This window comes from Alkalibacterium sp. 20 (assembly GCF_001885615.1).
GTDB lineage: Bacteria > Bacillota > Bacilli > Lactobacillales > Carnobacteriaceae_A > Alkalibacterium.
On record NZ_LSRN01000066.1, the window covers coordinates 1 to 5,540 of the forward strand.

At 33.5% G+C, this 5,540-nt stretch carries 8 protein-coding genes, 2 tRNA genes and 1 rRNA gene; 3 read left to right on the forward strand and 8 right to left on the reverse strand.

Annotated elements, in window-relative coordinates:
• From rrf to AX762_RS10265, 3 genes are all read left to right on the forward strand, one after another.
• A 5S ribosomal RNA gene (gene rrf / locus AX762_RS10255) occupies positions 1-114 on the forward strand; the annotation flags it as partial.
• A gap of 35 nt (positions 115-149) precedes the next feature.
• A tRNA-Asn gene (locus tag AX762_RS10260) sits at positions 150-222 on the forward strand.
• A gap of 14 nt (positions 223-236) precedes the next feature.
• A tRNA-Thr gene (locus AX762_RS10265) sits at positions 237-309 on the forward strand.
• An 80-nt stretch (positions 310-389) separates the two neighbouring features.
• Here AX762_RS10265 and AX762_RS10270 read toward each other — a convergent pair.
• The 8 genes from AX762_RS10270 to AX762_RS10305 form a co-directional block, all read right to left on the reverse strand.
• Positions 390-1,466, reverse strand: a complete 1,077-nt coding sequence (locus AX762_RS10270) for a site-specific integrase (RefSeq protein WP_071849043.1) — start codon at positions 1,464-1,466, stop codon at positions 390-392.
• An 82-nt stretch (positions 1,467-1,548) separates the two neighbouring features.
• Complete coding sequence (locus AX762_RS10275; protein WP_083432926.1) at positions 1,549-1,842, reverse strand: hypothetical protein; 294 nt, start codon at positions 1,840-1,842, stop codon at positions 1,549-1,551.
• Positions 1,814-3,226: a type IV secretory system conjugative DNA transfer family protein gene (locus AX762_RS10280; protein WP_071849044.1), complete on the reverse strand. Its 1,413-nt coding sequence runs from the start codon at positions 3,224-3,226 to the stop codon at positions 1,814-1,816. The genes AX762_RS10275 and AX762_RS10280 overlap by 29 nt, the downstream gene beginning before the upstream one ends.
• Positions 3,219-3,551, reverse strand: coding sequence for a hypothetical protein (locus AX762_RS10285; RefSeq protein ID WP_071849045.1), 333 nt, complete (start codon positions 3,549-3,551; stop codon positions 3,219-3,221). The genes AX762_RS10280 and AX762_RS10285 overlap by 8 nt, the downstream gene beginning before the upstream one ends.
• On the reverse strand, positions 3,544-4,281 hold the full coding sequence (locus AX762_RS10290) for a hypothetical protein (RefSeq protein ID WP_071849046.1): 738 nt from the start codon (positions 4,279-4,281) through the stop codon (positions 3,544-3,546). The genes AX762_RS10285 and AX762_RS10290 overlap by 8 nt, the downstream gene beginning before the upstream one ends.
• A gap of 1 nt (position 4,282) precedes the next feature.
• Entirely contained in the window at positions 4,283-4,465 is a 183-nt protein-coding gene (locus tag AX762_RS10295; protein WP_143139354.1) for a hypothetical protein, read from the reverse strand.
• A complete protein-coding gene (locus tag AX762_RS10300) occupies positions 4,455-4,946 on the reverse strand; it encodes a hypothetical protein (protein ID WP_071849048.1) in 492 nt (163 codons plus the stop codon). Before AX762_RS10300 ends, AX762_RS10295 begins: the two co-directional genes overlap by 11 nt.
• Positions 4,947-5,185: 239 nt before the next feature.
• A partial coding sequence (locus AX762_RS10305) for a hypothetical protein (RefSeq protein WP_218162507.1) occupies positions 5,186-5,540 on the reverse strand: 355 nt, incomplete at its 5' end.

Consider the following 5,540-nt stretch of genomic DNA (forward strand, 5'->3'; position numbering starts at 1 on the left):
CGGTGACGATGGCGGGAAGGATCCACCTGTTCCCATTCCGAACACAGCCGTTAAGCTTCCCAGCGCCGAGGATAGTGAAGGGTTTCCCTTTGTGAAAGCAGGACGTTGCCGTGCAGCTCTTTTTTTTATCTAAAAACAGATCAGACTATTCCGCAATAGCTCAGCTGGTAGAGCGCATGACTGTTAATCATGATGTCGCAGGTTCGAGCCCTGCTTGCGGAGTTTTTTTAGAATTAGCCGCTTTAGCTCAGTAGGTAGAGCGCATCCATGGTAAGGATGAGGTCGCCGGTTCGAATCCGGCAAGTGGCTTTGATTTGACAACGTTTCTAAGGCGTTGTTTTTTTATTGAAAACGTAGTGGAACCGTAACGGAACCGAGTTTTTTTCAGTTTAAGAATTAAAGAAATTATCAAATCGTGTTGCCGTTTGTTGGTGATGCGATTTTTGCGTATGAATGTAAAAATTTAATGTTGTTTTAACATCTTTATGTCCTAATCGCTCTTGAATATATTTAACAGGTTCACCCATATCAGCTAAAATCGAGCCGTGCGTGTGTCTCATTCCATGTAATGTGACAATAGGAACGTTACATTGCTGAGCAAACCGATTGGTATACTTACGTAAATTTCCCTTTAAATGCGGATTGCCTGTTTCAGTAGCACAAATATATTCAGTGGTTATTAATTGCTTCTCTTTATGAGCTAGTAGAAAATCAATTTGTGACTGTGAAAGAGAAATTTCTCGTTTACTTTGATTAGTTTTTGTCCAAGGGACAATTCTTTTTTCTCTTTCCTTATATTGTTGATCTACAATAAGCGAGTGGCTAACAGTATCTAACTTATCCCAAGTCAATCCTTGAGCTTCTGCAATTCTTAAACCAGTATTCAGCAACACCCAAAACGTCATGAAAGAAGAGTGTCCTTTCGCTGCTTTTAAAAATTTGGAAGCTTGCTCTTTATTCCATGTGACAGCCGTTTTATAATTTGCTGGTGGTTTACGTACACCGTCTAAAGGATTCTCTTTTATTTCACCCCAGTCAATAAACGCTTTATATACTCTGTTTAAGAGAGTATGGTATTTAATGATTGTAGAATTTGCCATTCCTTCAACTTGTTTTTGCTTCCATAAACTTTGAATTTCATAAGATTTAATCGAAGCAAGGTGACGTGAACCTAGATTTGGTTTAATATGATTATCGTAATATGCTTGTTGTTGTTTTAGTGCTTCATTACCCATTCTATCTGGTGCTATTAAATCTAGGTAAATCTGGAAGGCTTCATTGAGTATTTTCGTGCTTTCCTTAATGTATAAACCGTTTTGTAGTTGATGTTTTAGCTCGATCTCTTCTAACTGAGCTTTTTTCTTTTGCTTAAACCAACTAGAATAAATATTTCCCTTAGCACCCCCATTATATACCTTAGCTCTAAATCTCTTTGTACCGTCTTTTAACACCTTGTCTTGTATCATGTCCATTCTCCTTTGTTTACTGTCAGTAACATAAGAAGAACAACGTACATGTTGCTAATTATACGTTGCTCCTAATTTATTATCAATCAGTAGGTTGTTCCTTTATCCATTCAAGTAAAAATTCATTCGTTTCTTTAGCAGGAAATACATGCTTTTTCCCTACTTTTTTACGGATTTTTTCAAATCGTTTGTCATAGAAAAATGTATTCATAATATGGCCTTTTGAAAATGAGGTGATTTTCTGCAAATCTTGCATATCATAAAAGAGTTTCTGTGTTTGATCTTCAATACATTCAGTTATTTCTCTTCTTACTCGATCTTCAATCACCGTGTTATCAATCATGAATTTAATGATCTGATTTGTTTGTGTCTCCACTATTATCTACTCCTTTTTTTAATACATCATCTAAACGTTTGATATTATCAACAAACTTTAGATAAGGAAAGTTGACCATTCTTGGTTTACTCATTTTATCATCAATATAGATACCTTCTCCGATATCATAATTTTTCTTCGGTACGTCTTCTACTCGATCGATAGCGGTCATATAAGTCTGATTACCTGCATTCCCCAAGATAATTTTATTTAACATATTTTCTTGAGTTTCCTTTGGGAGTACTTTAGCGTTCAGTTTTTGTGCAATTAAAATTATAAAAAACCCGGAGCCTGACCCCATCTTTGAAATAATACCCAACTTATTTAACAACTGATCTTGTTTCTTCTTTTCCATACCCTCAATTAAAGAAGGTAACTCGTCAATGAATAGAAAATGAGGTTCTAAATTATAGGAAGTATAATCTAATGCCATACGCCCATTTATTAACTCGTTTAGTTCATTTTGCCGTTCTATCATCTTCTGATAGTATTTATCAACCATCTGTAATACATCATCAGAAAAATTCCCATCTCCTGTTTCATATATAGTGTTTTCTTTAGCAAAGCCCAAGCCCAAGGTTTTTCCATCTGAGTTTTTGGGGTCAATAAAAAAAAGATTGTACTTGATTGGTTTCAATTGCATTTGGAATAGTAAACTCATAACACCGTAAGTCTTACCCGAACGTGTTTTTCCAACAATAACTGTGTTCATTAACTTTTGTGTTGTTCGGTCATCTAATCTCAATTCGTATTGATTTGCCTCATTTGACCATTGATCGAATGCATCTTTGGTTTCAAACGTTTTCTTTTCGGCTGTCTTTAGAGCGTAGAGTTCATAAACGTACCAACAGTTATCAGCAGTTAAATAATTGGTTTCTACGTTGTATCCGTTAAGTTCTGAAGATAAATTGATTTTTTCCAATCCTTTTTCGATGTCACTTCTGTTACGAATGAATAATTTTCCTGTTTTGCGTTCTTTATTGTCCCATTTTAATTTCGTCTTTGGTGGTTTGTATCGTGTCAAATTAAACTCAGTTGTTTCTTTGTTATCCAAAGAAAAGTGACTTCTGTTCATTGCTTGTCTTATACAGAAATGTAAAACATAGTTAGAAAATGAAAATTTGTTTCGAATTGTCCAGCGTAATATTATGATGAATAATATTATGATGATCGAATAGAAAATGTATGATTGATACACTTCAACATCTAGTATTGGAATACCAAATGTTTCAACAAATTGTTGTTCAGCATGCTCTTGATACAAAGGAAAAAAGATATAACCCACAATTAAAAGAAAAATCATAAGAGAATAGATTTTTAGTCCGTCCATTAATCGGGTTGTTGGATATAATCCAAAACGATTTCCTAAAAAGTTTTTAATCAATAATACTCATACCTTTCATAGATTCATTGTGCATTTGAATTAAATAATACTTATACAAATCGGAGTTCTTGTCCAGAAATACAAGCATTGCTTCGATTTTACTCAAATGATACAAACAACCTATTTGTTCTTTTGTATAGTCTCCACTAATGATTAAATCATCTGATTTTGCATGATTTATTTCTTTTTGGATAAAATTACTAAACTCTTTTACAGTGTAATGGCCATTTTCAAATTTATTTTTTTTGCTTACTTGAGAATTATTACTCATCATACATTCTAAAAAATTATATACTGTTCTTAACGCGTTCTCTTGTTTATTCATGATAATCAATCTCCTTTTTTTGTTTACTCACTTTTCGATAATGTCGACCAATTGACTTATTAATTGCTTTTTTGTCTCTTTTTCGGATCGTATTGCTTTTATTTGACTCTTCGATATTATGAATTACTCGTTTCTTTTCGAAATCATTTAAATTTCGTTCATTGTTCAACCAATCTTTAATACTATAATTTAAATAATCCGGATGCATTTTTTTAAATCGAGAAATGAAATCGAAAAAATCGTATTGAAGTGCTTCATTTTCTTCCTCATTTATGCGCTCTAAGAATTCAACAAAACTATATGATTGATAAACCAGAAGTTGTACTGCGTTCAACATTTCTTTTTCACCAAAGAGCCAATAAACTTTTGCTAAAAAGCTTATCAAACCGCTATTTTTGGATAGATAATCGAAAGAGCGAGCTAATTCATTATGCCTTGATTTCGTGATTGTTAATTTAACAGCATTAATAGGTCCACCCATCAATTTTTCTATTTGATTTTTCATCAATCGAGTTGTCTTGGCGGGTCTTCCACTATTTGGATGGTATATCGCATATTTGGACAAAACAGACTGAACAATCAGCGCATGCATCTCACGGTCGTTTTGAATTCCTGTCAATTTTAAAGAAAGTTCTTTAGCGGTATTGCCATGCAGTTTCATTTCCATTCTTACCCAGTCTTTTGTTTGTTTTGCCCTGTGTTGTTGCCATTTTAATGGTTTTCTGGACATATTAACCGCCCTGTTCTACTTTTTTATCGTATATTACTAATTGAGTCTCAACATTTTTGGAATAGCTTCCAATATTGAAGGCGAATGCATTGTTTTCTTTCTGTTGTGCTTCAATTTGCGACTGATTTCGTTTGAGTTTTACTAAATCATCTTTTCTCTCAACTCGTTTTCGTTTATTCTTCATAATAAACATCGCTTCTTCCATTAACTAAAGAACGATACAACGCTCCAACATCAATGCCTTCATCAATGAAATCGACAACTAAATCGACTCTAGAAAAATGAGTTGTGTATAATTTTGGATGTTGAACCATTTTATACAAAGTATACAGTTCTAATCGCTTGCCATATTCTTCAAAATAACGTTCTTGCCATATATTCCAAAAATGAGCGTTTGTAGATACCAGCACGCCTTTTTGAGGTTGTTTCAAGCTATATCCAATTGCATGTGGTGGAAACTTGTTGAAATTGTAAACTACATCGTATCCAGCAGGTCTAAAGCTATCTGAATCAGATAGTTTTCCAAACAATTTTTCAAGTTTCAAACTTTCGACAAGATTTTTGATATATTGCTCAGCTAAAGGTTGCCACTCATCTTTAGAAATTAAATCATAAGATTCGTCTCGTAAGACTAAATTAAATTGGTCAATTTTGTTTTCAATCATAAGTAGTTAGTCTCCTTTTAGGTTATAGTCGAACTAAAACTGTTTCAATAGTTTATATATGAGAAGAATGCTTTAGTGGTAAGTGTTGTACAGGTTTAAGTATGTTTTTATTTGTCGTTTGAACGGGGCTGTATAGTATTGCCCCCTTGAAAGGGGAGGCGCTCGCATCCAATAAATTGGTAGCGAGCGCCAACAATAAAAGTGGAAACATGTGAGCTGAAATCAATACAGTTTTTTATTTAATGACTAGCAATATCTTGAAGATTCATCTTTGATTTTTTCAGAGCCTTATCTAGACGATCTTTCAGACGTTTATTGATTTCAGCTTCAAATTTTTCACTTGTGTCAATTAATTTTTTGATCTCTTCAACAGTTTTAGAAAGCAGTGCAACACGTTTACTTATGCTTTCAACGTCGGACTTATAAAAGTTTAATTTTTCAACCTTGATGTAGAAGTTCGGATTGAATGCACCAATAACACTATTTTTTAAAACATCTTTTTCGTCAATACCTACTAACACTCCTTCATGAAAGGATGACTCCATTGATTCATCCTTTGTCAAAACAGTAACTTTAAACTTTGTTCCAATATTG